Source organism: Cupriavidus sp. SHE, from assembly GCF_000812445.1.
Taxonomy (GTDB): Bacteria; Pseudomonadota; Gammaproteobacteria; order Burkholderiales; family Burkholderiaceae; genus Cupriavidus; species Cupriavidus metallidurans.
Genome location: NZ_JWMB01000025.1, coordinates 137,897 through 160,555 on the forward strand (window position 1 = coordinate 137,897; position 22,659 = coordinate 160,555).

A 22,659-nucleotide genomic window follows, 5' to 3' on the forward strand; every position below is an offset into this window, starting at 1 on the left:
GCCGCAATGACCCGCGCCATCCGTAATATCGCCATCATCGCTCACGTTGATCATGGCAAGACCACCCTGGTCGACCAACTCCTGCGCCAGGCAGGCACCTTCCGCGAGAACCAGCAAATCGCCGAACGGGTGATGGACTCGAACGACCTGGAAAAGGAACGCGGGATCACCATCCTCGCGAAGAACTGTGCCGTCGAGTACAACGGCACGCACATCAATATCGTGGACACCCCGGGCCACGCCGACTTCGGCGGTGAAGTGGAGCGCGTGCTGTCGATGGTCGACGGCGTGCTGCTGCTGGTGGATGCCGTGGAAGGCCCGATGCCGCAGACGCGTTTCGTGACGCGCAAGGCACTGGCCCTGGGCCTGAAGCCGATCGTCGTGATCAACAAGGTTGACCGTCCGGGCGCCCGTCCGGACTGGGTGATCAACCAGACCTTCGACCTGTTCGACAAGCTCGGCGCCAACGACGAGCAGCTGGACTTCACCGTGGTGTACGCCTCGGGCCTGAATGGCTATGCCGGCCTGACCGAAGACGTGCGCGACGGCGACATGAAGCCGCTGTTCGAAACCGTGCTGGACAAGGTGCCGGTGCGTAACGATGACCCGAACGGTCCGCTGCAGATGCAAATCATCTCGCTGGACTACTCGAGCTACGTCGGCAAGATCGGCGTCGGCCGTATCTCGCGCGGCCGCGCCAAGCCGCTGCAGGACGTGGTGGTCAAGTTCGGTCCGGAAGGCAACCCGATCAAGGGTCGTATCAACCAGGTGCTGAAGTTCAGCGGCTTGGAGCGCGAGATCGTGGACGAGGCGGAAGCCGGCGACATCGTGCTGATCAACGGTATCGAGGACCTGGGCATTGGCTGCACCGTGTGCGCCCCCGAGGCCCAGGACGCGCTGCCGATGCTGAAGGTGGACGAGCCGACGCTGACGATGAACTTCTGCGTCAACACGTCGCCGCTGGCTGGCCGCGAAGGCAAGTTCGTGACCAGCCGCCAGCTGCGCGAGCGTCTGGACCGCGAGCTGAAGTCGAACGTGGCGCTGCGTGTGGCTGAGACCGGCGACGATACGATCTTCGAAGTCTCGGGTCGTGGCGAACTGCACCTGACCATCCTGCTGGAAAACATGCGCCGTGAAGGCTACGAGCTGGCCGTGTCGCGCCCGCGCGTGGTGTTCAAGGAAATCGACGGCGTCAAGAACGAGCCGTACGAACTGCTGACCGTGGACGTGGAAGACGGCCACCAGGGTTCGGTGATGGAAGAGCTGGGCCGCCGCAAGGGTGAACTGCTCGATATGGCATCGGACGGCAAGGGCCGCACCCGCCTGGAATACCGCATTCCGGCGCGTGGCCTGATCGGCTTCCAGGGTGAATTCCTGACGCTGACGCGTGGTACCGGCCTGATCAGCCACATCTTCGACGACTACGCGCCGGTGCGCGAAGGCGGCCTGGGTGAACGCCACAACGGCGTGCTGATCTCGCAGGACGATGGCGACGCCGTGGCCTACGCACTGTGGAAGCTGCAGGATCGCGGCCGTATGTTCGTGAAGCCGGGCGATGCGCTGTACGAAGGCATGATCATCGGCATCCACAGCCGTGACAATGACCTCGTTGTGAACCCGATCAAGGGCAAGCAGCTGACCAACGTCCGTGCCTCGGGTACCGACGAAGCCGTACGACTGGTTCCGCCGATCCAGATGTCGCTCGAGTACGCGGTGGAATTCATCGCCGACGACGAACTGGTCGAGATCACGCCGAAGAGCATCCGTCTGCGCAAGCGCCACCTGAAGGAGCACGAGCGCAAGCGCGCCTCGCGCGAATCGGTGGCCTGACAGGCATCCGCTTGAAGAAAAAACCGCGCCCGGTGTGGCGCGGTTTTTTTATGGGCGCTTAGCGTCTCCAAGTGCGCAGGTTCGTATCACATCGCGTCGGAGCGCTGTCCGTGCTCGGCAGCGGGCGTTTGGCCCACGCTGGGCATCAGTGCGGATCGAGGGCTGCGCCACTCGGGCGGCTTCCACAGATATCGTGGGTCACGCTCACGCCAGGCATCCGCGAACATGTCGCGCCATTCGTGGAATGTCAGCGTCAGCGGGTTGTAGGTGCGGATCTGCCGCGTAATGCCGTACTGCGGCGCTTCCTCTTCGGGCACGAAGGTACCGAACATCCGGTCCCAGATCGTCAGAACCCCGGCGTAGTTGCGGTCGATGTACTGAGGATTCTTCGCATGGTGGACGCGATGGACCGATGGCGTGTTGACGAGTCTCTCAACCAGCGGCCAACGTCGCCCCAGTCGCGTGTGCACGAAAAACTGAAACGCCAGGTTCAACCCCACTGCAAGGATCACCCAGTCAGGCGTGAAGCCGACGAGTGCCAGAGGGATCCAGAAAATCCACATGCCGGAGATCGGGTAGGTCAGGCTCTGCCGGAAGGCCGTCGAGAAGTTCATGCCCTCCGACGAGTGGTGCGCCACGTGCGACGCCCACATCCAGCGCACCCGGTGGCTGGCACGATGGAACCAGTAATAGAGGAAGTCCTGCAGGATCAATAGCAGCGCGAACGACCACCAAGTCTCCGGCACCGCGCGAAGTCCGTGCGCGTAGCACCACGTGTAGACCGTGCGAACCATCAGCCAGAGAAACAGTGCATCGGATGCCTGATGCATCAGTGCGAGCGTGGCATTCGAGAGCGTGTCGCGCCAGCTATAGACCGAGCGATCGCGCTTCCACCAGTACCAGGCTTCCCAGCCTATCGTCAGCACGAAGACCGGCGCAAAGGCCAGGAGAATCAGGCCGGGATCGAACGCCTCGGGGGCAGGGGTTTGCGGTGTCATGGGCGACAGTGTGCATATTTTTCTCAGTTTCGCATGGAGGGATTCCTCCATACGCATACGCGCATTGGGGGTTTCCCGTGTTGTGCCGTGGCAGGCGCTTTGGCGGGTCTGTCGTAGAATCGCTGCCTGCAATGATGGAGACAGAAATGACGGAGTTTGTATCGACCCAGGTGCAGGGCGGCGTGGCGTATCTGACACTGACCCGGCCGCAGGCCCTCAACGCGCTGTCGCTCGAGATGATTCGCGCGATCACCGGCGCACTGCAAAGCTGGGAGAACGATCCCGCAGTCCACGCCGTGGTAGTGGCTGGCGCGGGCGGCAAGGCATTCTGCGCCGGCGGCGATATCCGCTGGTTCTACCAGGCACACCAGGCGAACGATCCGCTGCTGGATCAGTTCTTCGTTGAGGAATACGCGCTCAATCATCTGATTCATCGCTATGCCAAGCCTTACATCGCGCTGATGGATGGCGTGGTCATGGGCGGTGGTATGGGGATCTCGCAAGGCGCGCGGCTGCGCATCGTCACCGAGCGGACGAAAATGGCGATGCCGGAGACCAATATCGGTCTGTTCCCCGATGTTGGCGGGGGATGGTTCCTGGCACGCACGCAAGGCCATATCGGCGAGTATCTGGGCCTTACCGGCGCGGTGATCGGTGCGGCCGATGCCATTTACGCGAAGCTGGCCGATGCCTATCTGCCAACGAACGCGATCGCCGAGATGGTTGCAGCGTTGCAGGCGCGGCAGTTCACGAGTGGCGAAGCGGTGCTCGAGCAGATTGCGTCGTTCACGCGCCAGCACTCCGACGCCTGCGTGCCATCCACCAGCCAGCTGGCTTCGAGTGCTGCCTTGATCGATAGCTTGTTCGCAGGCGCCTCCGCGCAGGCGATCCTGGCAGCTGTCAGCGACGCCGATGGCGATTGGGCCGCGCAAACCGCTGCCACGCTGCGCAGCCGCTCACCGCTGATGCTCTGCGTCACGCTCGAACAGATCCGCCGCGCTCGCACGATGTCGCTCGAAGATGAACTGCGGATGGAGCTCGACATGATGCATGACGTGTTCCGTCACGGCGACGGTATCGAGGGAATTCGCGCGCTGGTGATCGACAAGGACCACCAGCCGAAGTGGAATCCGCCACGCCTGGACGAGGTGAGTGCGGCGCGCGTGCGTGCGTTCTTCGATAGTCCATGGCGCAAGGATGATCATCCCTTGGCCACGCTGGTCGCGTAAGTCGAGTAGAGTGTCGGCTGGACTGGCCTGCAGCGTTGTCGCGGGCCAGGCTTCACTTCGTTCGAACTCGTTCAAGCAGTGAAAGGAACCGTTATGAGCAATCCTCGCGATGTTGCCGTATTGGTGGGAAGCCTGCGCAAGGACTCCTTCAACCTGAAACTGGCCAAGGCCCTCGCGGCGCTCGCGCCGCCGCAGCTGAAGCTCGAGATTGTCGAGATCCGGCAGCTGTCGCTGTACAACCAGGACGACGATGCCAATCCGCCGGCGGAATGGGTGGCGTTCCGCGACCGCGTCCGTCGTGCTGACGCCGTGCTGTTCGTGACACCTGAGTACAACCGTTCGGTGCCTGCAGCGCTCAAGAACGCGATCGACGTTGGCTCGCGCCCCTATGGTCAGAGCGCTTGGGATGGCAAGCCGGGCGGCGTGATCAGCGCATCGCCGGGCAATATCGGCGGTTTCGGCGCCAACCACCATCTGCGCCAGTCGCTGGTGTTCCTGAACGTTCCGGTGCTGCAGCAGCCCGAGGCCTATATCAGCGGCGTGGACAAGCTCTTCGACGATCATGGCAATATCGCCAATGAATCCACGCGTGGCTTCCTGAACAAGTACCTGACGACTTTCGCAGCCTGGGTAGAAAGGAACGCACCGCGCTGATTGCACTGAATTGCAGTCCGAGTATCGTGACGGCGCCTTTGGGCGCCGTTTTTATTGGTAGCTGCGCCGATGTGTGGGCTCTCCATCGGGTCGTCAGGGAGAGGCCTGCTCGGGCGTCATGCAGCCTCCGCGGACGTGGCAGATGGTGCCAGCGACCCTAATTTCCCAGATTGCAGAGTCACGCCCAAAGCCCGTACGGTTCACGCCGCGCGGGCTTTTTTGCATTTTCCTGTATCAATGCACTGCAGATCCGCGTATAGTTCGCCCCGCGGGGTGGAGCAGTTGGCAGCTCGTCGGGCTCATAACCCGAAGGTCGCAGGTTCAAGTCCTGCCCCCGCAACCAGATTTGAAAGCCCGCTCGGTTCATGCCGCGCGGGCTTTTTGTTTTTGTGTCGTTGGCGTGATTGTCAAAAATCCAGAATTATTTCGGCACAGCGTGATGGCATCGGCGACTCAATGCACTGGCATCGGCGTCAGCGTTCACACGAATGACGATCGGTGCATGGCGTGGTTGTCTTTCGTGTGGTTCGCTAGAGTGGGCGCAGCCACCAAAAAATGCCCGTATGACATGTGCAAACTTGTGGACTCCATTCGGCACGACTCGCTGGGTGAGGGAATGCTGGCGCGTCGTCGCAAGCTAAGCGATGTTGCCGACGTAGTCCGTCGGATCCGGGCGGCGCGAGTGACGTTGATCTGTCGGCGGCCTTTGGTGTTGGCGCTGAAGGCACACCAGGCCGACCGGTGGACGGGTTTGATGCTCTCAATCTGCAGACGGTGGCGACTTGAATCGAACCAGAAAGTAACCACCCGTTAGCGAGAGCACCACTGCGGCCACGCCCATTAGGGAACCGCCCGACATGTGCTCCACATCCAAATTAATCACATGGCGGCCGACGGCAATGATGGCCACGGCCAAGATGGTTTCCAGCCGAACGCGGTGCGATCTGAAATACACGCGCAGTGTTTCCATAAGTTCGAGCCCGAGAATGATGAGCAGTACGCCGGAAAAGGCTGTCTGTACCGACTTCATAAGCTCCGGAACGGTATCGATGCTGCTAACGCGCTCGAGAATATCGGACGAGAACATGATCCAAAGCTGAATAACCATCGCCAAGATTACCGCCATCAGCAGGATCTGAGCGGCCACAAGAATGGATTGTTCGAACCAGAATGTGATTTTGGCAGTGATCTTCTTTTCCACTTGCATAACCGGCGAGACTCCTCGTTAAGAACTTGTCCGCAAATAGTTGGTGCCACCAAGCGCGTCCTGACCTGGCGTTTCTCGGCAGACCACGGCGACTAGAATGACTGCGTAGACGGCATAGACTGTCGGTCTCATCTCATACCCATCCTTGCTGATGAGTCTGACCCTCTTCGCGAAAAATTCGACCGTCCGGCCGTCCCTGACGTGCCCGCAAAGAGCGGGTTTGGCACCGACTGCAAAGAGGTTGGCACTAAATATCAGACCGAGGAGGGCACATGCGCCGAGGCAGGGAAATGGCTCAAAACCCTGAGTGACTCATGAGACCTAGGCTGCGCGCCCTCTCGCGCGCAAAGAACTTCCCTACTTTCAAATGGGAATTCAAAAGGCCGGAGTCAAAGGGCGCAGCAGAGGAGCTCGTTCGGGGGTGAGTCGCAAGACGAAGGTGGCCAACGCTGAAGAGGCGCACATTTCCATGGGCGTTGCGACGATTAACAGGCCAGACGTCAACCTCGAGGCCGCCCTAGCGGTCGGGGCTGTGGTTCTTGGCGCTAGACTTGATTTCGTTCTTGCGTTCGCGGAGGAGGGCCTCCGAGTTGGCGATGAACGCCCCACCTTCAAGCCGATACTCCAGGATCGCTTCGGCCTTGGATGTGCGCCACCGGTAATGATGTTTCAGATCGGGATGGGGCTGGCTGGGTACACCGTATGCTTCGATTAGCGCCAGCCTTATCGCGTCGCCGTCGCGTTCGCTCGGGAACGTAATGATCAAGGAAGAGAACCGGTTTTTGTAGAAGCAATATCGGATGTCGCTCAAGGTTGCCTTACCCATTGTGAGCGTGTCATCTGGTCGCTCATAACAGTGCTCCCCTATTGCAAGACTCTGAGTTTTCCGGGCATTCGGGATTGACGAGACAGGATCGCCCCAGCGCAAACCGCGGAACCCGTTGATGGGCTCTGCTGCGAAGACGGCGCCGTTGAAGACTGAGACGGCCAAGACGAGCAGGAGCAGCGCTGGGGCAGGGGATTTCATCGGTGAGTCCTATCGCTCGCACTAGAGCTAGCCATTCCGTTGCTCGTCGAGATAAATCGACTGTAGTCCGTCCGCGATCTGCGTGGTCGTCAGGTCCGGGACTTTGCCTCCCCAGGGGTCTGGCGCGGCCAATATCTGGAGGTCTGTGGGAAATAGCTCAAGGACGGCTCCAGGATAAAGACATGCTGGGACTGCATCCAACTCGCCTGTCGGGTTAGCCAGAAACACCTCAAAAAGGCGGGGCCTGCCTTCGCGGTCTTTGCCCGCTACGTAGTAGTAACGTCGTTCGTTCGTTACAAGAGACGATGCAACATAAGGCGGGATGATGTCGGGAATTTGAGAGCTCTTTTCGGCAAATATGCGAGCGAGCTCAATCAGAGTTGGTTCTTCCGCGGCAGGTTCCAGGGGTTCTGTCGTTCTTATGCTGGTGTCCATCTTTGCAATCAAGCGCCCCAAGTCCTCCGGTGCGTACGTGCCGTGGTATATGCACTTCTCGAAACGCTGTCGCCCGGGCCCCGTCGAAGTCGCAGAAAAAAGCGCCCAACGAGGGCGCTATGTAGGTCGCGGGGTGGAACGCGCGAGTGGCATTTTGATTCTGCTTACGTCGCGCAAGGTGGTCCATAGGCCCAGACTGAAAGTGTCGGGAGCACATGCTGCCTCGTGCCGCATGTCACGGAAGTGCAGGTCGTCGATCTCGAGCAATTTGCGGGCGCGGTTAAAGGCGGTGTTCACGGAGGTGCCTTTCACAGGCTGCGCAAGCTCCCGCTTCTTCCAGCCAGAACGTGGTCGCCTGTCTCCGGTCAAACGTCTTGGCCTCGGTGAACATTACAGTGCCGCCTTGCTTCAGGCGAATCTGCGCTGTGTGCCATATACTTCCGTCCTTTCGCACACGTTGCGTGATCGTCCCCATGGTCCCGGTGCTACGCGAGTAGTTGTGTGCTACATCGTGGCACTTTGTACGGAAAATGGGACGAAACAGGCAGAATCAGTAGGCAATGGAACAGACCAGTAGCACCCCACAAACCGAGTCCAGAGGCGGAAACCAAGGAAATATCAGGCGCCGTAGAATTTCTGTGGCGCCAATGATGGACTGGACTGATCGCCATTGTCGGACGTTTCACCGCGCCCTGAGTCAACACACCTGGCTCTATACGGAGATGGTGACGACTGGCGCGCTGCTGCACGGCGATGTCGCGCGGCACCTCGATTTCAGTGCGGCGGAGCAACCCGTGGCGCTGCAGCTTGGCGGCAGCGAGCCGGTGGACCTTGCCCAAGCGGCAAAATTGGGCGAGCAGTGGGGCTACAAAGAGATCAATCTGAACTGCGGCTGTCCGTCCGAGCGCGTGCAACGCGGTGCGTTTGGTGCGTGCCTGATGGCCGAACCGCAGCTTGTGGCCGACTGTGTGAAGGCAATGCGTGATGTCGTGTCGGTACCGGTGACGGTCAAGCACCGCATTGGCATTGATACGATCGAGCACTACGGATTTGTGCGTGATTTTGTCGGCACTATTGCGGAGGCCGGCTGTGGCATATTCATCGTCCACGCGCGTAATGCGATTCTGAAGGGGCTGAGCCCAAAGGAGAATCGCGAAATTCCGCCGCTGCGATATGAAGTCGCCTATGAACTAAAGCGGGAATTTCCACATCTGGAAATCCTGATTAATGGTGGTGTTGTCTCGTACGGTGAAATAAACGAACACCTGAGGCACGTCGACGGCGTAATGATCGGGCGTCAGGCTTATCACGATCCCTATTTCCTCTCGGAAATGGATGCACGTTTCTATGGCGGGACTGCGCCTATCGTGACGCGCGAAATGGCCGAACTGACGATGCAGGCATATATTGGCGATCTCGTGGAGAAGGGTGGCTATATGGGGGCTGCAACGCGCCATATGCTGGGCCTCCATCGCGGAATCTATGGTGGCCGCGGTTGGCGCCGTGTGCTTTCCGATGCCCGTCGAATGAATGCGGCGCGCGCCCGTGCAGATGTGGATGCCCTGTTCGAGGAGGCGCGCTCACACCTTCGTCCAGGCCTCCAGGAAGCGGCGTAATTTGATGTCAGTCAGATTTCTGCATGTCGAGGAAAGGTTCTAAAAACGAACGCTCGTTCCATGCGATCGGGCGCAAATGTATGCTGCTGAGGCGTTTGCGCCCGTCGGGCCGTCCGAAACCCGCGCCGGCAAAGGGATTCCCCTAATTCGCCAGTGGCGCCTCATGTTCTTAAACTGTGCCTGCCCTCGAATACAGGGCTTTCTTCAACTGATTTTCCAGCCCGCCTTGTGCGGGCTGTTTTTTCTTGTTGGGCCTGTTTCGTCACATCTCGACCCTTGGGTTTGCCCGGATAGTGTGCGCTACATACAGCGACTACATTGAAAGCGCCTTCAGGGCATTGAGATCGCAAATTGAGAGTCCGCGCTGCGGGCTCTTTTTTTGTCTCACATACCTGTGAAGATGCTTTTCAGACACAGCGCTTCGACGCACATGTGGTGAAAGAGTTCCGTATCTATCGGGCGGAAATAATATAATTGGCCGGTAACGAATTATTCCAATAATCCTCGCCTGGCAAAAAAACAGGCGACGCTTGTTTGAGGGTCGCCTGACGGGAATGTCGAGGGGGGTCAATGTCCCTCGCGAAAGAGTATCTATCAGCACCGCCTTCAGGTTGTACCCTGCATTGGTGGGGCAGGCAGTTCACATTGCCAGCGCGGATTGCAATCGATCCAAACTCAAGAAATTCAGCCCGCGTGCTTGTCGGTTGTGGGGTGATTCTCGGGTGATAGAACTGATGAGCAGGTGCTGCCACCATGCTAGGATGCCGACCGGTGTCATGAGAGTGACACTCGGGCTGAACCACGAAGATGTCTGGCGTGGTCTCAGTGGAGGAATAGAAGAGTAGGGGTTGGCCGGTCGCTCGCAAGAGGGTTTGGGCATGCAAGTGCCGTGAGTGCGTCCGGAAGCGAATCCTGGAGGTTCAGAATGGGATCAGAAGAGCCGTTCGGTGAAGTTTTCGAGGGCTGCCGGGTGATATGGGTAGTCGAGCAACTACAGGACGGGAAATGGACGGCGCGTTACTGCTGGCACGCAGGGACCTCGGCCGAATCGGGCAGGGCGCTACAGAGTGATGTGCTTAACGGCAAGTCGAAGCGACTACTGGCCTTGTATCCGACCGAGGCAGAGACAATCGCCGCCATCAAGGAAGCTGTGCTGCTGGAGGCAAAGTGGCAGGGAAGTCGATAACGCCATCTGGGAGCGTTGTTGAATTTTTTGTGCGTGATACTAGCCACAGAATCAAAAGCCATGTATAGTCTTGTTCTTCGCTGAGCGGCAACGTCGGCAGCGAAGAATCTCTACGGTGGCTGTAGCTCAGTTGGTAGAGTCCAGGATTGTGATTCCTGTCGTCGTGGGTTCGAGTCCCATCAGCCACCCCAAAGAATTGTCGTCAAAACAGCGCCTCCGGGCGCTGTTTTGCATTTCGGCAAAGCTTCTTGTGGGCGAGGAATAGGCGCGCTTGCGTTGGATCAACCATTCCCGGAATCAGTCGTTCGCCCAGATTCGCCAAGGATACTATCAAGCCATCAGACAACAGCCTCTATCGCTTGTCATGGCTAAGAAGTTTCCCCTGCATCCCGCACACCCGGAGCGCGTGTGCTGGGGGTGCGACAAATTCTGTTCGACCGATGCAATGGGCTGTGGCAATGGCTCAAGCCGCACACAGCACCCCGCCGAATTGCTCGGCGAAGATTGGTATCTACATGGCGATTGGGGCATCGAGCCTCAACTCGATGCCCCAGCCAAGACCGGGCTTGGATAACCAGTCGGTCGATTTGATCGCTTCAATCCCTTGAAGCCGGTTTGCGCCGCCCAAGTGCAGCAGAGCGGCGCAAACGCTCATGAAAGAATCATGATGACGACCATCCCCCAGATTGTCAGCAGGGTGTTGCCCACAGCGTAGGTCACGGTATATCCAAGGCCTGGTACTTGGCTTTTTGCCGCCTCGCAGATCATGCCGAGCGCAGCAGTGGTTGTACGCGCGCCGGCACAGACTCCAAGCACGAGCGCCGGATGAAAGCGGAATACGTACTTGGCCAGGTACATGCCGATGATCAGCGGAACCGATGTGGCGAAAATACCCCAGAGAAACAGGCTGACGCCGAGTTTCTGCAGGCCGGCAATAAAGCCCGGGCCCGCGGAAATACCGACGACGGCGATGAACACATTGAGGCCAACCGAGTTCATGAACCAAAGCGTTGGCTCAGGTATGCGTCCGAAAGTCGGGTGAATGGCCCGGTACCAACCGAAGATAATACCTGCGATCAGCGCGCCGCCTGCCGTGGAAATCGTCAGGGGAATGCCGCTGACGTTGATCACGATAGCGCCGATCAATGCGCCGACGGTAATCGCCAGCGACACGAATGCCACGTCGGTCACCGTTGTCGGGCGGTCGATATACCCGACATGCTTCGCCGTCGCATTGATGTCCTGCGTGCGGCCGACCACCGTGATGACGTCACCGCGGTAAAGCTTGGTTTTTGGCAGTACGGGGATGACCGTTTCCGTCGGTCCGCGCTTGATCCTCTTGAGGAAAATCCCGCGCGCACCGGGCCACCGAGCCATCTCCTGCAGTGTGTGGCCATCAACCTCCTTGTTGGTGATATAGATGTCCACACCCTCCGTCTGCACATTGAGCAGCTCTGAGTCTTCCACTTCCCGGCCGCTTGGTCCCAGTCTGGCAATCAGTTGATCGCGCTTTCCGCCGATTGCGACGATATCGCCAGGCTCCAGAACGGTATCGAGCTGTGCCTCGATAATCTTGCCACCTCGGCGAATGCGTTCGATAAAGGCGCGTACGCCTTCGGCCGTGCTGGCCTCCAGTTCGGCTACGGACTTGCCGATGTATGGGCTGTGGGGGGCCAGCGCGTAGGCTCGCAGTTCAAACTCATGCCATTCAGTGCCTTCTCCGTCTGCTCCGGCTCCAAGTTGCTGCTCATAATCCTTGCAGGCAGCTACAAGGTCGATGCCAAGCAGTTTGGGTCCGATTTGCGCCAGGAGAATTGCCGAGCCGACCGTACCGAAGATATACGTGACCGCATAGGCGATCGGCATGCCGTCCAGAAGCTGTTTGGCTTCTTCCGGAGATCGGCCCAGGCGATTGATGGCATCAGTGGCCAAGCCCATGGACGCCGAGATTGTCTGCGAACCCGCAAACAATCCGGCTGCCGACCCGAGATCGTATCCGGCGACCATCGCCGCAACGATTGGTGCTGCGAGACACAGCACCGAGACTATCGCAGCAAATATGGCTTGAGGGATGCCATCCTTCGCAATGCCGCGAACGAACTGCGGGCCGACGCCATAGCCCACCGCAAACAGAAACATCAGGAAAAAGACGGATTTCACGTTCGCGGAGATCTTCACGCCGAGGATGCCGATGACGATCGCCACCAGCAGTGTCGACGTCACGGCGCCCAGGCTGAACCCCTTGTAGCTCTTCCCGCCTACCCAGTAGCCGATTCCCAGTGCGAGAAAAATCGCGATCTCGGGGTACGCCTTGAGGGTGGAGACAAACCAGGTCATAGCCTACTCCTGTATTTGTAGACTGATTAGTCAGAACTGCCTTGCTGCGACCGGGTTATTTCTTTTTCGGCTTCTGCGTCTTGCCGCCGGACTCCTGGTATCGCGCCAGATATTCGTCGCGCAGCTTGCGCACCGAGCGCCCGATCTTCACGTAGTCCTCTTCATTCAGGTTGGCGAGCGAAACGCGACCAGAGGGGTGGCGGGTGCCGAAGCCACCGCCAGGCAACAGGACCACGCCGGCTTCCTCGGCGAGTCTGAATAGGAGCTCATGCGGCTGAATCGATTCGAGCAACCATTTGACGAAATCGGCGCCGACTTCGCGGCTCATTTGTTCGACGTCGAGCAGCGTGTAGTAGTCGACCACGTTCTCGTCGACGGGTTCCGGCGCAACACCCATGCCGCGATAGAGCGCGGCCTTGCGGCTTCTGATCAGCCGCTTCATGGTCTGCTTGTAGTGGTCGGCGGAATCCATCAGCGAGAACAGGGAGAACAGCACCATCTGCACCTGCTGCGGCGTGGAAAGACCGGCGGTATGGTTCAGTGCCACCGTGCGGCTATCGGCAACCACTCGGTCGATAAAGGGCAGCTTCTCTGGTTCGGTGGTAATGGAGGAATAGCGCTTGTTCAGATCCTTCTGAATATTCTTGGGCAGGTTCGCCAGTTGCTCGTCGAAGAGATTCGACTTGTGGGTGGCAATAACGCCGAGGCGCCAGCCAGTGGCACCGAAGTACTTGGAGTACGAATACACCAGGAGCGTGTTCTTGGGACACATTGCAAACAGCGAGACGAAATTGTCGGCGAAGGTACCGTACACATCGTCTGTCAGGAGAATCAGATCTGGGCGTTCTTCAACGATGCTGGCGATGTATTTCAGGCTTTCATCGCTCATTTTTACGGAAGGCGGATTGCTGGGGTTCACCAGGAAAAACGCCTTAACCTTGGGATCTCGCAGCTTGTCGAGTTCCTTCTTCGGGTACTGCCATCCACCTGCGGGGTCGGCATCGATCGAAACCTCGGTCAGGTGGTATTCGGCCAGTTCCGGAATTTCGATATACGGCGTGAAGATCGGCATTCCCAGTGCGATCGTGTCACCGGGATTGATCAGATGATTGACCTTCAGCGAATTGAAGAGGTACGTCATCGCGGCGGTTCCGCCTTCCACGGCGTACAGGTCGAAATCGCCCAGGAATGGATGCGCACCAATCATTTCCTTGCGGATGTACTGTTTGACGATCTTCTCGCTCAATCGGAGCATCCGGTCGGGAACGGGATAGTTACAGGCCAGGATCCCTTCGCACATTTCGTACAGGAAATCACCGCCATCCAGACCAAGCTGGTCGCGCACATACGATACGGCGCCGGTCAGGAATTTGACGCCAGGAACGTCCTTGTGCACGCGGGCATAAAGGTCGAACCGCTCCTCGATACCTGCGCGTCGCGGGAAACCGCCGACACCTTCTGGCAAATACGAAAATGACCTTTCCGATTCGATCATGGCGAACTGGCCGAGCTGCCAGAAACCATGTCGCGGGATGGTTGCCAGAAAATTCGGATTACCTCGCCCGGCATTTAGCATCAGGCGATTCGATACGCTTCCTGCCAACTTGATGAGTTCGTCCTTGAGTTCGAAAGGCGACAGGCTGGCGAGCCCTGACGTATCGTGCTTGGCCATCGTGCATCTCCTGAAGGTGCTGTGCGGTATAGGGGCGTGGGAGGGACGAAAGGCTTCAACCTCTCGTCATCGTCGGATCGAATGGGGCAAAACCATGCTGGGTTGGCGCTTTCCGCCACGATCGACGTTCTCGGTTGTTACCCTAGCCGGAGAGCGAGAAATTTTCATTGGCCCAAAGAACTACGAATGGCCAGGAAAATGCGCGACGTCGCGAAATCGGGCAAGTAATCTGTAAAGATCAGGAATTGCACATGCTGCGGAGGAGAAGCATGACGCTCAGATTTCACGAACTCTCTCCCGATGTGCGGGAGGCTCTGGAGTCCATTTGCGCCAGGCACGGATTCGTCCCCGAGGATTTCGAATTCGCGGTTGCGAACGCGCTCAATCCGGGGGAGAGTGCTGCGGATATGGTGACTGTCGAACGCGTGGTCGGCGGTCAGTTACAGAAATACAAAGGAGGCGCTGGTGGGGCTGCGACCTGGCTGGCTGCCTTTGAGGCAGACCTCGCGTCCGATTGGTTCGGCGCACCATTGGCCGATTAATGTCGAGTCAGATTGATGATGGTCGGGTCCCGATCAGCGTCGGGTCCCGGGGCCATCATCGTCCGTACATGCAATGCGCTGCAGTGCATGGTGACAGAAGAGGGCGGGCTGCCTCAATCAAGAGTTTTCGAGGATGGTTCCGCAAGCTCGAGCATTCGGCAGATGGCGGCCATATTGCCGACCATGGTGCGGCGATGGGTGCCCTGGTAGACGCGAACGCCCTTGATCTGGCGGAAGGGGACCGGCTTGACCGGGCGGCGGGATGCGACGGTTTCGGATTGCAGCATGGCAACACCTCGTAATTTGCGTTCAGCAGAAGTCCGCACCCGTCGTCCGTAAAGGACGGGGCGGCGTTGGCAAAGCAAAAGCGGGTGACCGGGGCAGGTGGCCAGCTGCCTGGGTCCGGAGAGTCAGAAGCCTGATGATCTGATCAGGCCAACTGCGATACCCTCCAGGGAGAACTCGTCACGTCCTGCATGCAGGACGATGTTCTGGAAGTCAGGGTTCTCGGCGATCAACTCGATCGTGTCGCCGCGTTTCTTCAAGCGTTTGACGGTGACGTCATCGCCCAGGCGGGCGACGACGACCTTACCGTTCGCGGCTTCGCTGGCTTTCTTCACGGCAAGCAGGTCGCCATCCAGAATGCCCGCGTCGCGCATGCTCAGGCCGCGAACGCGAAGTAGATAGTCGGGGCGCTCGTCAAAGACAGAGGCATCGACTTGATACTGCCGGTCGATATGCTCGGCAGCCAGAATCGGGCTGCCAGCTGCGACGCGACCGACTAGTGGCAATGTCAGTTGCAGTACGCCCGCCATCGGTAACGAAAACTGATCGGGTCGTTCAGAGTCGCTACGCGTCACCTTCAGACGAATGCCTCGCGACGCGCCCGGTGTCAGCTCGATCACGCCCTTGCGCGCCAGAGCTCGCAGGTGTTCCTCGGCCGAATTGGGGGAGGAGAAGCCGAATTCGGCGGCGATCTCGGCACGAGTGGGCGGAAAGCCCGTGTTGCGGATCGTGTCGCGGATCAGGTCGAAAATCTGCTGCTGCCGGGGTGTCAGGGTCGCCATGGGTCGCAGGTCTTGTGCCGAAGCACTGTATGTTTAAACAGTATGCTGTGATTTTATACAGTATCGGGTGAAGTGCAAGCACATTTTGCGCAGCCGGCTCAACACGAGTAGTTCTGTGGGGTGAGGCCCACGGGTTTGTCACGGGTTCGGCCAGGCGTTCGCGCAGTTACAATCGGCCCGCCTACAAGCTCCGTCAACCCCGTCCATGTCTGTACTCCTGCCTCGTATCGTTGTGCTCGCGACTGGTGGCACCATCGCCGGTTCGTCCGCAAATCCTGCCAGTAGCGCTCACTATCAGGCCGCTACCGTACCTGTATCGCAACTTGTACAGGCAGTGCCCGCGCTGGCCGATGTCGCGCGAGTCGAAGCGGAGCAGGTGGCGCAGGTGGACAGCAAGGACATGATGTTCGATCTCTGGCGGATGCTTGCCTCGCGAATCGGATATTGGTCCGCGCAGGACGATGTCGCCGGGATCGTGATCACGCATGGCACTGACACGCTGGAAGAGACGGCGATGTTCCTGCATCTGTCGCAGGCTTGCCCGTTGCCTGTCGTGATGACTGCGGCCATGCGCCCATCGACGTCGCTTTCCGCTGACGGGCCGCTGAACCTGCTAGATGCGGTGCGCGTGGCGGCAAGCCCGGCGGCAGTTGGCAAAGGTGCGCTCGTGGTGCTGAATCAACAGATTCATGCCGCGCGTGATGTCGTCAAGGCGCATACGTCGGCTGTCGATGCTTTCCATTCGCCAGTTGCCGGTCCGCTGGGTTTTGTACAGGACACCTATGTCCATTTCTCGCGCACCCCGGGTCCTGATCAGGCGCCGCGCTTGCCAGTGCCCGCTGCATGGCCGTTGGTGGAGATCGTCGCCAGCTACGCGCAGCCGGGGAGGGTGGCCATCGACGCGATGGTGGCCGCCGGCGTGCTGGGGTTCGTCGTGGCCGCGGCCGGCAACGGTTCCGTGCACGAAACGCTGACGGCCGCGCTCGTCGATGCTGCGGCATGTGGCGTAGCGGTGGCGCGAAGCTCGCGTACCGGTGCTGGTCATGTGGCAATCCCCGCACCGCCGCGACCGGCAGGTGGCGTATTTGTCTCGGCGGGCGACCTCAATCCCTACAAGGCGCGCGTGCTGCTGCTGCTGGCGTTGGCCGGCGACCCTTCGCTGGGGCGCGATGCGGCCCGGCTTCAGGCGCTCTTCGGGCAGTACTGACGCAGGCGGGGCGCCGAATCCTTGCGGGAAGGCCCCTTTTCGGGCTATACTCGCGGGCTACTCAACCTTGCCGCACCGGACGTGACGCCCGGGTGGCTCATCCCAAAAGGAGCGTCAATGCGTCATTACGAAATCGTATTTATCGTCCATCCGGACCAGAGTGAACAAGTGCCGGCGATGATCGAGCGTTACAAGCAGCTCGTCACGTCGCAAAACGGCCAGATTCACCGCGTGGAAGACTGGGGCCGTCGTCAAATGGCCTACATGATCCAGAAGCTGGCCAAGGCTCACTACGTTTGCCTGAACATCGAATGCGGCAAAGACACGCTGGCTGAACTCGAACACGCGTTCAAGTTCAACGACGCCGTGCTGCGTCACCTGATCGTTCAGACCAAGAAGGCCGAGACTGCTCCTTCGCCGATGATGAAGGAAGTGCAGCGCGAAGAAGCCCGCAAGGCCGCGCAAACGACCACGGAAGGCCAGCCCGCCTGAGAGCGGACTGCATTGTTGCGGTGAACCAGCTTCGGCTGACCGCCACGCTCGTCGAGCGAGAGGCGTTGCGCTATACGCCGGCCGGAGTGCCCGTCGTCAACTGCATTCTGCAGCATGCCGGCGAGGCGCTGGAGGCGGAAACGCCCCGGCAGGTGGAGTTCGCAATTGTGGCCATGGGCATTGGCGCCATTGGCCAGCAGCTTGAGCGGTTGCCGCTCGATACGCTGCTCGATTGCGAAGGCTTTCTGGCCCGCAAGCACCGCAACAGCAGGACACTGGTCTTTCACATCACTCGATGTAAAGCATTCGAAAAGGATTGAATCATGGCATTCGTCAAACGTGACAACAAGAACAAGAAGCGCTTTCAGCAACAGAACCCGCTGTTCAAGCGCAAGCGCTTCTGCCGCTTCACCGTGGCAGGCGTCGAACAGATCGACTACAAGGATCTGGACACGCTGAAGGACTTCATCGGCGACAACGGCAAGATCACGCCGGCTCGCCTGACCGGTACCAAGGCTCACTATCAGCGTCAGCTGGATACGGCCATCAAGCGCGCCCGCTTCCTGGCGCTGATGCCGTACACCGACCTGCACAAGAACTGATAGTCCCAGGACCGCAAGGAGAAATACACGATGCAAGTCATTCTGCTGGAAAAAGTCATCAACCTGGGTAGCCTGGGTGACATCGTTCGCGTGAAGGACGGTTACGCTCGTAACTTCCTGATCCCGACCAAGCGCGCGCGCCGCGCAACGCAAAGCGCCATCGCCGAATTCGAAGTGAAGCGCGCCGAGCTGGAAAAGGCCGCCGCCGAAAAGCTGGCTGCCGCTCAAGCCGAAGGCGAGAAGCTGAACGGCCTGACCGTCCAGATCACCCAGAAGTCGGGTGTGGACGGCCGTCTGTTCGGTTCGGTGACCAACGCCGACATCGCTGAAGCCCTGGCTGGCCAAGGCTTCAAGCTGGAGAAGGCTCAGGTTCGCATGCCGTCCGGCCCGCTGAAGGTTGTTGGCGACCACCCGGTCAGCGTTGCTCTGCACACCGACGTGGTGGTGGATGTGACCGTGGCCGTTCTGGGCGAGCACGTCTAAGCCGTACCCCGCGAAGCAGTGCGCCAGCTCGGTTTGGCGTACGCGATGCACAGAAAGGCAGGAGCTGCGCTCCTGCCTTTTTTGTTTGCGCGGCCTTCAGCGCCGCTATAATTGCCCCCCATGAACGCGCCCGCCGCAGATCCCCAACTAGACAGTCTCAAGGTTCCACCGCATTCCATCGAGGCCGAGCAATCGGTACTTGGCGGGTTGCTGCTGGATAACGCCGCCTGGGACCGGATTGCCGACTTCATTTCCGAAGCCGATTTCTATCGTTTCGACCATCGGCTGATCTTTCAGAGCATTGCCCGCCTGATCTCGGCGACCAAGCCGGCCGACGTGATCACTGTCTTCGAGATGCTCCAGGGAGCCGGCAAGGCCGAGGAGGTCGGAGGGCTGGCTTACCTGAACTCGCTGGCGCAAAACACGCCGAGTGCGGCCAATATCCGTCGTTACGCGGAAATCGTGCGCGAACGTGCGGTGCTGCGCAAGCTCGTGACCGTCGCCGATGACATCGCGTCGGCGGCCTTCGCGCCCAAGGGGCGTGAGGTGCGTGAACTGCTCGACGAAGCCGAGTCGAAAGTATTCGCCATTGCCGAAGAGGGCGCGCGTGGCCAGAAGGGCTTCCAGGAGATCCAGCCGCTGCTGACGCAGGTGGTCGAGCGGATCGACGAGCTTTACCACCGTGACTCCACCAGCGATGTGACCGGCGTACCCACCGGTTTCATCGACCTCGACCGCATGACCAGTGGTATGCAGGCGGGGGATCTGATCATCGTGGCAGGGCGCCCCTCGATGGGTAAGACGGCATTCTCACTGAATATTGGCGAGCACGTGGCCGTCGAGCAGGGGCTGCCTGTAGCGGTCTTCTCGATGGAAATGGCGGGCGTCCAGTTGGCCATGCGTATGCTGGGCTCGGTGGGGCGCCTCGATCAGCATCGCCTGCGTACCGGTCGACTGCTCGACGAGGACTGGCCGCGCTTGACGCACTCGATTCAGCGCATGAACGACGCGCAGTTGTTCATCGATGAGACGCCGGCGCTGAATCCCATGGAGTTGCGTGCCCGTTCCCGCCGTCTGGCGCGGCAATGCGGGCAGCTTGGCCTGATCATCATCGATTACCTCCAGCTGATGTCGGGTTCGGGTAGCGGCGAGAACCGTGCCACCGAGATCTCGGAGATCTCGCGTTCGCTGAAGGGGTTGGCCAAGGAGCTCAACTGCCCGGTCATTGCCTTGTCGCAGCTGAACCGCAGTCTGGAGCAGCGCCCGAACAAGCGCCCCGTGATGTCCGACTTGCGAGAGTCGGGCGCCATCGAACAGGATGCCGACGTGATTCTGTTCATCTATCGCGACGAAGTTTACAACCCGGATTCGCAAGACAAGGGCACGGCCGAGATCATCATCGGCAAGCAGCGTAACGGTCCAATCGGTACCGTTAGGCTCACGTTCCTGGGTCAATTCACGAAATTTGACAACTTTAGCGGTGGTCCGGCGTTCTTCGACAACGACACCTGATTCGCCGTGATTACCCCGCAGGGCGACGCATACCTGTAAAATATTGCGCTTTGATGACAGCCGCCCTCGCGCGGCTGTCATGCAATTTGCCCTGCATCCCATTTGCAAAACAACCAAGCGCGGCCCTGAGGCGCGCCACAAGGACATTTCATGTTCGGTCGATTCATGCCCACCGAGGGCAAGTTCTTCGAATATTTCAACCAGCACGCCGATTGCGCGGTGACTGCCGCCCATGAGCTGGAGGCGCTGGTCAACGACCTGCCCAACGCCGAAGCCCATGCCCGGCGCGTGCAGGCCACCGAAAAGAAGGCGGACCGCGTCACGCATGACACGATCGACCTGCTGCACAAGACGTTCATCACCCCGCTGGACCGCGACGAGATCCACAAGCTCATCACGACCATGGATGACATCCTGGACCTGATGGAGGATGTGGCCGAGACGATTTCGCTGTACGACGTGACGAGCCTGACCGACGAGGCCCGTCGTCTGGCGGCGATCTGCGTGCAGTGCTGCGATCAGGTGAAGATTGCCGTTGCGCTGCTCGAAGACATGGGCAACGCCAGTGCGATCCTGAAGACCACGCAGCAGATCGACCAGCTCGAATCCGAGGCCGATCGTGTGATGCGCTCGGCGATGTCGAAGCTGTTCCGCGAGGAAACCGACGTCAAGCGTCTGATCAAGCTGAAGGCGATCTACGAACAGCTCGAGTCCATTACCGACAAGTGCGAGGACGTGGCCAACATCATCGAAGGCATCGTCCTGGAAAACGCCTGAGGCGCGTACTCGCATGCATACTGTTCAAATGAGCTTGTGGGTGATCGGCCTGTTGGTCGCGCTTGCGCTGCTGTTCGACTTCATGAACGGCTTCCACGACGCGGCCAACTCGATCGCCACGGTGGTTTCCACGGGCGTGCTCAAGCCGCACCATGCCGTGGCCATGGCGGCCATGTGCAACGTGATCGCCATCTTTATTTTCCACCTCAAGGTGGCAGCCACAGTCGGTACCGGAACCATCGACGTCAATATCGTCGATCACTACGTGATTTTCGGTGCCTTAGTTGGGGCGATTGCCTGGAACGTGATTACCTGGCTGTATGGCATCCCTTCGTCGTCCTCGCACGCGCTGATCGGCGGGCTGGTGGGTGCCGCGGTGGCCAAGGCAGGCACGGGCGCGCTGGTCGGCAACGGCCTGCTCAAGACCGTCGCGTTTATCCTGATCTCGCCGCTGCTCGGCTTCATCCTGGGTTCGATCATGATGGTGATCGTCGGCTGGACGTTCTTCCGCACGCCGCCGTCGCGCGTGGATCGCTGGTTCCGTCGCCTGCAACTGGTGTCCGCGTCGCTCTACAGCCTGGGTCATGGCGGTAATGACGCGCAGAAGACCATCGGCATTATCTGGATGCTGTTGATTGCCAGCGGTCATGTCGCAGTGGGTGGCGCCGCGCCGCCGATGTGGGTGATTGTGAGTTGCTACCTGGCCATCGGCATGGGCACGCTGTTCGGCGGTTGGCGGATTGTGCGCACGATGGGTCAGAAGATCACCAAGCTGAAGCCCGTGGGTGGCTTCTGTGCGGAGACAGGCGGTGCGATCACGCTGTTCATTGCTTCCGCGCTGGGTGTGCCGGTGTCGACCACACATACGATCACCGGTGCGATCGTCGGCGTTGGCTCGGCTCAGAAGATGTCGGCCGTGCGCTGGGGCGTGGCGGGCAACATCGTGTGGGCCTGGGTCCTGACGATTCCGGCCTCGGCATTTATGTCCGCCATTGCCTGGTGGATCGGCAAGCAGATTCTGTAACGCTGGCAAGCGCGAGCGGAATCCCAATGACAAGCCAGGCTTCGTGCCTGGCTTGTTCGTTTACCGGTTCGCGAATGCGGCGATCGGATCGTCGTCGTCCGGGGCGAGTGGGGCGAGTGGGGTGACTGGGGTGACTGGGGCTGAAGGGACTGGGCTGGGAACCGGGGTCATATCGAGGCTGCCGGCGGCCACGACGCGCCGCGCGCCGTTGTAGCGCGACGCCCAGTACGACTTGGTCATGTCTTCCAGCCGGACGGTGCCACCGGTGGCCGGGGCGTGGACAAAGCGATTCTGCCCGACATAGATGCCGACATGGGAGTTGGCGCGTCCCGTGGTGTTGAAGAAGACAAGATCGCCCGATGCGACATCGCGCCGATCGAGTGCCGTGCCACGTTGTCCCATTTGCTCGGTGGTGCGTGGCAGGTTGACGCTGGCGGCGCGCTGGACCACGTAACGGACCAGGCCGCTGCAATCGAATCCGGAATCAGGCGTGTTTCCGCCGTAGCGGTATGGTGTGCCGACGAGGGACATTGCCTGGATCGAGACTTCTTCGAGTCCGGCGCTGGGATCGACGATTGGCTTGCCCGGTGTGCGGGGCAGTGACGCGCCCTGACGTGCGGGCGGCCCGCCGGCGCAGGCGGCGAGCAGTAGTGCCGCTGCGCACAGTGCGGATAGTGAAAGCCGGCGAGAGGGTGAGTGAAACGGGCGCTGCGGCATCCTTCTTCTGATTCGGTTGCCGGGTCATGCGTCCATTCCCACGAT

General features: G+C 59.8%; 24 protein-coding genes and 2 tRNA genes. 17 read left to right on the top strand and 9 right to left on the bottom strand.

Annotation, left to right across the window (positions count from 1 at the left end; translation table 11 throughout):
• The first annotated feature begins 6 nt into the window (after positions 1-6).
• Positions 7-1,830, top strand: coding sequence for a translational GTPase TypA (gene typA / locus RN01_RS14215; RefSeq protein ID WP_024570155.1), 1,824 nt, complete (start codon positions 7-9; stop codon positions 1,828-1,830).
• An 86-nt stretch (positions 1,831-1,916) separates the two neighbouring features.
• Here the strand turns inward: typA and RN01_RS14220 are convergent, their stop codons facing one another.
• Positions 1,917-2,828, bottom strand: a complete 912-nt coding sequence (locus tag RN01_RS14220; RefSeq protein WP_017515156.1) for a sterol desaturase family protein — start codon at positions 2,826-2,828, stop codon at positions 1,917-1,919.
• Positions 2,829-2,974: 146 nt separating this feature from the next.
• Here RN01_RS14220 and RN01_RS14225 point away from each other — a divergent pair, with 146 nt between their 5' ends.
• From RN01_RS14225 to RN01_RS14235, 3 genes are all read left to right on the top strand, one after another.
• On the top strand, positions 2,975-4,057 hold the full coding sequence (locus RN01_RS14225; RefSeq protein WP_024570449.1) for an enoyl-CoA hydratase/isomerase family protein: 1,083 nt from the start codon (positions 2,975-2,977) through the stop codon (positions 4,055-4,057).
• Between the two features lie 93 nt (positions 4,058-4,150).
• Positions 4,151-4,711 carry an NADPH-dependent FMN reductase gene (locus RN01_RS14230; protein ID WP_008650636.1) on the top strand — a complete coding sequence of 187 codons (561 nt, stop codon included), beginning with the start codon at positions 4,151-4,153 and terminating at the stop codon, positions 4,709-4,711.
• A 267-nt stretch (positions 4,712-4,978) separates the two neighbouring features.
• Positions 4,979-5,054: transfer RNA gene (locus RN01_RS14235), tRNA-Met, on the top strand.
• A 417-nt stretch (positions 5,055-5,471) separates the two neighbouring features.
• Here RN01_RS14235 and RN01_RS14240 read toward each other — a convergent pair.
• The 3 genes from RN01_RS14240 to RN01_RS14250 all read right to left on the bottom strand — a co-directional run bounded on the left by RN01_RS14240 (position 5,472) and on the right by RN01_RS14250 (position 7,392).
• Positions 5,472-5,918 (bottom strand): phosphate-starvation-inducible PsiE family protein, encoded by a 447-nt coding sequence (locus tag RN01_RS14240; RefSeq protein ID WP_011516719.1) that lies wholly within the window; start codon positions 5,916-5,918, stop codon positions 5,472-5,474.
• A gap of 517 nt (positions 5,919-6,435) precedes the next feature.
• Positions 6,436-6,945, bottom strand: coding sequence for a hypothetical protein (locus tag RN01_RS34620; protein ID WP_017515724.1), 510 nt, complete (start codon positions 6,943-6,945; stop codon positions 6,436-6,438).
• 27 nt (positions 6,946-6,972) lie between these two features.
• Positions 6,973-7,392, bottom strand: coding sequence for a hypothetical protein (locus RN01_RS14250; RefSeq protein ID WP_024570450.1), 420 nt, complete (start codon positions 7,390-7,392; stop codon positions 6,973-6,975).
• Positions 7,393-7,940: 548 nt separating this feature from the next.
• On the opposite strand from RN01_RS14250, the gene dusA reads away from it, so the two are divergent.
• The 4 genes from dusA (at position 7,941) to RN01_RS33025 (ending at position 10,756) form a co-directional block, all read left to right on the top strand.
• Positions 7,941-8,996: a tRNA dihydrouridine(20/20a) synthase DusA gene (dusA, locus tag RN01_RS14255; RefSeq protein ID WP_029700432.1), complete on the top strand. Its 1,056-nt coding sequence runs from the start codon at positions 7,941-7,943 to the stop codon at positions 8,994-8,996.
• Between the two features lie 925 nt (positions 8,997-9,921).
• The gene (locus RN01_RS14260; protein ID WP_017514717.1) at positions 9,922-10,182 is read left to right on the top strand and encodes a hypothetical protein; all 261 of its coding nucleotides are present in this window, start codon (positions 9,922-9,924) and stop codon (positions 10,180-10,182) included.
• A gap of 115 nt (positions 10,183-10,297) precedes the next feature.
• Positions 10,298-10,373: transfer RNA gene (locus tag RN01_RS14265), tRNA-His, on the top strand.
• 173 nt (positions 10,374-10,546) lie between these two features.
• On the top strand, positions 10,547-10,756 hold the full coding sequence (locus tag RN01_RS33025; protein ID WP_008650658.1) for a DUF3079 domain-containing protein: 210 nt from the start codon (positions 10,547-10,549) through the stop codon (positions 10,754-10,756).
• A gap of 77 nt (positions 10,757-10,833) precedes the next feature.
• Here RN01_RS33025 and aspT read toward each other — a convergent pair whose 3' ends face one another.
• Positions 10,834-12,519 carry an aspartate-alanine antiporter gene (gene aspT / locus RN01_RS14270; RefSeq protein WP_017514715.1) on the bottom strand — a complete coding sequence of 562 codons (1,686 nt, stop codon included), beginning with the start codon at positions 12,517-12,519 and terminating at the stop codon, positions 10,834-10,836.
• A 55-nt stretch (positions 12,520-12,574) separates the two neighbouring features.
• Positions 12,575-14,191, bottom strand: coding sequence for a bifunctional aspartate transaminase/aspartate 4-decarboxylase (locus tag RN01_RS14275; RefSeq protein WP_039016680.1), 1,617 nt, complete (start codon positions 14,189-14,191; stop codon positions 12,575-12,577).
• A gap of 269 nt (positions 14,192-14,460) precedes the next feature.
• Here RN01_RS14275 and RN01_RS14280 point away from each other — a divergent pair, with 269 nt between their 5' ends.
• Complete coding sequence (locus tag RN01_RS14280; protein WP_024570454.1) at positions 14,461-14,733, top strand: hypothetical protein; 273 nt, start codon at positions 14,461-14,463, stop codon at positions 14,731-14,733.
• Positions 14,734-14,846: 113 nt separating this feature from the next.
• Here RN01_RS14280 and RN01_RS34295 read toward each other — a convergent pair whose 3' ends face one another.
• Together RN01_RS34295 and lexA are read right to left on the bottom strand one after the other, a co-directional pair.
• Complete coding sequence (locus RN01_RS34295) at positions 14,847-15,020, bottom strand: hypothetical protein (protein WP_008650669.1); 174 nt, start codon at positions 15,018-15,020, stop codon at positions 14,847-14,849.
• A gap of 123 nt (positions 15,021-15,143) precedes the next feature.
• Entirely contained in the window at positions 15,144-15,800 is a 657-nt protein-coding gene (gene lexA / locus RN01_RS14285) for a transcriptional repressor LexA (RefSeq protein WP_008650670.1), read from the bottom strand.
• Between the two features lie 205 nt (positions 15,801-16,005).
• Here lexA and RN01_RS14290 point away from each other — a divergent pair, with 205 nt between their 5' ends.
• From RN01_RS14290 to RN01_RS14325, 8 genes are all read left to right on the top strand, one after another.
• Complete coding sequence (locus RN01_RS14290) at positions 16,006-17,007, top strand: asparaginase (RefSeq protein WP_024570455.1); 1,002 nt, start codon at positions 16,006-16,008, stop codon at positions 17,005-17,007.
• Between the two features lie 117 nt (positions 17,008-17,124).
• Positions 17,125-17,499 (top strand): 30S ribosomal protein S6, encoded by a 375-nt coding sequence (gene rpsF, locus RN01_RS14295; RefSeq protein ID WP_008650672.1) that lies wholly within the window; start codon positions 17,125-17,127, stop codon positions 17,497-17,499.
• 20 nt (positions 17,500-17,519) lie between these two features.
• Entirely contained in the window at positions 17,520-17,819 is a 300-nt protein-coding gene (gene priB / locus RN01_RS14300; protein ID WP_017514453.1) for a primosomal replication protein N, read from the top strand.
• A 3-nt stretch (positions 17,820-17,822) separates the two neighbouring features.
• Entirely contained in the window at positions 17,823-18,101 is a 279-nt protein-coding gene (gene rpsR, locus RN01_RS14305) for a 30S ribosomal protein S18 (protein ID WP_006163606.1), read from the top strand.
• Between the two features lie 30 nt (positions 18,102-18,131).
• Entirely contained in the window at positions 18,132-18,584 is a 453-nt protein-coding gene (gene rplI / locus RN01_RS14310) for a 50S ribosomal protein L9 (RefSeq protein WP_008650674.1), read from the top strand.
• A 120-nt stretch (positions 18,585-18,704) separates the two neighbouring features.
• Positions 18,705-20,096, top strand: a complete 1,392-nt coding sequence (locus RN01_RS14315; RefSeq protein ID WP_008650675.1) for a replicative DNA helicase — start codon at positions 18,705-18,707, stop codon at positions 20,094-20,096.
• 150 nt (positions 20,097-20,246) lie between these two features.
• Positions 20,247-20,873, top strand: coding sequence for a DUF47 domain-containing protein (locus RN01_RS14320; RefSeq protein WP_008650676.1), 627 nt, complete (start codon positions 20,247-20,249; stop codon positions 20,871-20,873).
• Positions 20,874-20,886: 13 nt separating this feature from the next.
• Positions 20,887-21,897: an inorganic phosphate transporter gene (locus RN01_RS14325; RefSeq protein WP_008650677.1), complete on the top strand. Its 1,011-nt coding sequence runs from the start codon at positions 20,887-20,889 to the stop codon at positions 21,895-21,897.
• Positions 21,898-21,957: 60 nt separating this feature from the next.
• Here the strand turns inward: RN01_RS14325 and RN01_RS14330 are convergent, their stop codons facing one another.
• A complete protein-coding gene (locus RN01_RS14330) occupies positions 21,958-22,614 on the bottom strand; it encodes a C40 family peptidase (RefSeq protein WP_017514378.1) in 657 nt (218 codons plus the stop codon).
• Between the last annotated feature and the right edge of the window lie 45 nt (positions 22,615-22,659).